Here is a 2,997-nt window from a genome sequence, read left to right as displayed (position 1 = left end):
CCTTCAGGCTTCCCAGTAAAATCAGCCAAATTCAGAGATATTGGAAATGAAACAAGATATTGGTTGAAGGAGGGGAGAAACGAAATATTAGCACCATACTTCCTTTGGAGGAATAGACGGCCTATATATCAGCGGTTTTTGGCAGGCATCGGAGAGCGTGAAGAAAATGAGTTAGCTCGTGAGTTTTTCCGAACGAGATCCAGTCATTTTTAGCGCGTAGAAGCCAGACAAAAATCAAATTGGAAGGGAATAGATAGACCATATAAATTCCGCCCCAATTTGAAGAAGAGATATCAGCCTTGATTTTTTGGTTACTTTTTTTATCAAGAAAAAAGCGACAAAAGAAAGAAAATTGCGATTCATGTCAACCAGCTGCCTTGGCGAAAACCCTTCGGGATTCAATCCTTTCCTTTAGCCAAAGACAAACAACCACGATATTCCAAATTCCCCCGGTCCCAACCCGGGTAAAAAATGACACCATTAATCCACAAGACTAAAGGTCTTGAATTTGAAAATGATTGAAAACCAAATCTATCATTCTGAGTTTTTCAACTGACACATTTATTTATTGGTAAAGCAGCAGACACTCATGAAATTTTTTCCTAAAAATTCATTTCCCCACCTACTTAAGCCTCTTTATCGAAAAAATCACTTCTAAAAATATTCTTATTTTTATTGGAAAAGTAATAAAATAAAAGAAAAATATGATGAAAAAGACGAAAAAATACCCTGAACAGGGTATTTTTTCGTCTTTAAGGAATGCGTATATTTGTCATGGGTGATTAAGCAACTTTTCGCACTATTTTTAAACACATGTCACGTTATAGGGATTTTTTATCGAATAATTTTTTATCCCTATTTATTTTTAATCAGAGGATCGAGGCCCACACAAAATTGATATGTTTTCGGGCAAGTGGTTTAAATCCATATGATGCAATACCAATTCCATTCCAGCCTGAAATGGCATAACAGGCTTCATTCATTTCCTGATTTTGACTTCACTTTATTGTTGTCAGGAATATGTCTCCCAATGGTTTGATTTTCTTGCAGTTTCGATTCCTCTTGGAAATGGAATACATATTTCCATCTGACTTAATCAAGTGAGATGCTTTACCTTGCTTTTCCGTTGTCTTAGAATTTGGCTTAAACCCGTTTTATGCATTGCGAATGCAATTCAATATTATCATTAACTGATATTCAATGAGGTGTTGATTGATTTTGACTTCATCTTATTGGTGTCAGGAATTTGTCTCCCAATAGTCTGATTTTCCTGCAGTTTCGATCTCATTTGGAAACTCAATGCATATTTCGGGTTAAACAAATCCCTTTAGGCTTTAATAGGATTCGGAGTTCTATACCTTTTCTCATAAAACAGATTGAACTTGATGAAGTGGTTTGTTGGAATGGGCATGGATTTGGGTTGAATCTTCGCCCAATTCGTCAGTTCTATAAAAAAGAAGTGTCCGCTGATGCTTCCTTGGTCATTTCCTCTGCGATTTCCTTTCCCAAATACCCATCAATCCAATAATGTCCAAGATAGAGTAGGGGCGTCAACAGCACCGCAACCCCGAATTTATAAATGTAATTGATAATCCCCACTGCCACCACTTGTTCGATACTCCAGTTCCCGAACACATAAAAAGCGATCCCCAAGACCACAAAGGAATCGATGAACTGGGATACCAGCGTGGAGCCTGTTGCGCGCAGCCAGATCATTTTAGGGCCTGTGATTTTCCGGAGTTTTTGGAAGACATAGACGTCAATCAATTGTCCCAACAAAAACGCGGTCAGTGAGCCGATGATGATGCCCAAACCCTGTCGGAAAATGACATTGAAAGCATAGTCGATATTGAAGGGGTTTCCATCGGCATCGGGGCTATTTACCTCCAACCAAAACGGTGCAGCAGGCAATTCCGTCACACTGACGATGACCAAAAAGCTGTAGGCGATAAAGAAGGCGGTGATAAAACTGATCTTCCTGACCCCTTTTTTGCCGAAATATTCATTGATGATGTCTGTGGTGATAAAGACGATTGGCCAGATCACGGCCCCAGCGGTCAGGTTGAAATCCAGGATGTATTCTCCAAAAAACACCCATCCAGCAGGCTCCCAGCCCAAGGTCATTTCCCCGGAAAAAATCTTGACCCCGATAATCTCAGCCAAGATCGCATTGGTGAGGAATATCCCGGAAAGGATGATAAACAGATTCGTCTTCTTGGATTGGAACTCCCTTTGGCTCGGCTTTATCTCCATAAAATCATTTTGGGGGCAACGTTTTGGTTGGAAGGGGCATGTTATTCCACGGTATAGCGCTCTCCTTCGATACTCAGGTAACTTTCGGCAAAGACAAATCTCGCCTCTTCCATTATCGGGGTTAAATCCACATAGCGGGTTGAATAGTGCCCCAACAGCAATTTGTGGACGCCGGCTGCTTTGGCGATCATACCTGCCTGCCTGGCGGTGCTGTGAAAGGTTTCCTTCGCCCTCTCAGCCTCGATTTCTGTAAAAGTCGATTCATGGTAGAGCAGCGTCACCCCTTTCAGATGGGGTACCAAATCCGGGTCGTAGATGGTGTCTGAACAAAATGCGTAGGTTTTTGGTGGATCCGGTGGATACGTATAGTCTTTGGCCGCATACAGCACCTTCCCGTCAGAATCCATAAAATCCTTTCCCCTGAGAAGGGATTGGATGGCTTCCACTTCGATTTTCTTCTGTAATAACTTTTCTTTGATCAATTTCCGGAATTCCTTTTTTTCTTGGATAATAAAACCAGTACAGGCGATCCTATGTTTCAGCGGCAGACTGAAAACCCTGTAATTTTTCTCTTCCAAAATCAATTCTTTCTGATTGGGATTGGTGGCGACGAACCTGATGGGGAAATTGAGTCGGGTATTGCTGTGCTTGAGTTGGACGGTGATGATTTCGTCCAGGCCATTGGGCCCAAAAATGGTGAGCAGACGGGTTCTTTTGTGCAAATGAAAAGTGGAGATCATTCCC

3 protein-coding genes are annotated in these 2,997 nt (G+C 41.6%); 1 reads left to right on the top strand and 2 read right to left on the bottom strand.

Annotation, left to right across the window (positions count from 1 at the left end; translation table 11 throughout):
• A partial coding sequence (locus tag Q7J63_RS10535) for a hypothetical protein (protein WP_304885969.1) occupies positions 1 to 213 on the top strand: 213 nt, incomplete at its 5' end.
• Between the two features lie 1,233 nt (positions 214 to 1,446).
• On the opposite strand, the gene Q7J63_RS10530 is transcribed toward Q7J63_RS10535, so the two are convergent.
• Positions 1,447 to 2,253: a queuosine precursor transporter gene (locus Q7J63_RS10530; protein ID WP_019598705.1), complete on the bottom strand. Its 807-nt coding sequence runs from the start codon at positions 2,251 to 2,253 to the stop codon at positions 1,447 to 1,449.
• Positions 2,254 to 2,294: 41 nt separating this feature from the next.
• Positions 2,295 to 2,997, bottom strand: a 703-nt coding sequence (locus Q7J63_RS10525) for a ribonuclease Z (protein WP_304885966.1), incomplete at its 5' end; no start/stop codon positions are given.

The organism is Rhodonellum sp. (assembly GCF_030656585.1).
In the GTDB taxonomy this organism is placed as follows: domain Bacteria; phylum Bacteroidota; class Bacteroidia; order Cytophagales; family Cyclobacteriaceae; genus Rhodonellum; species Rhodonellum psychrophilum.
This window is presented reverse-complemented; position numbering and strand designations above follow the sequence as displayed.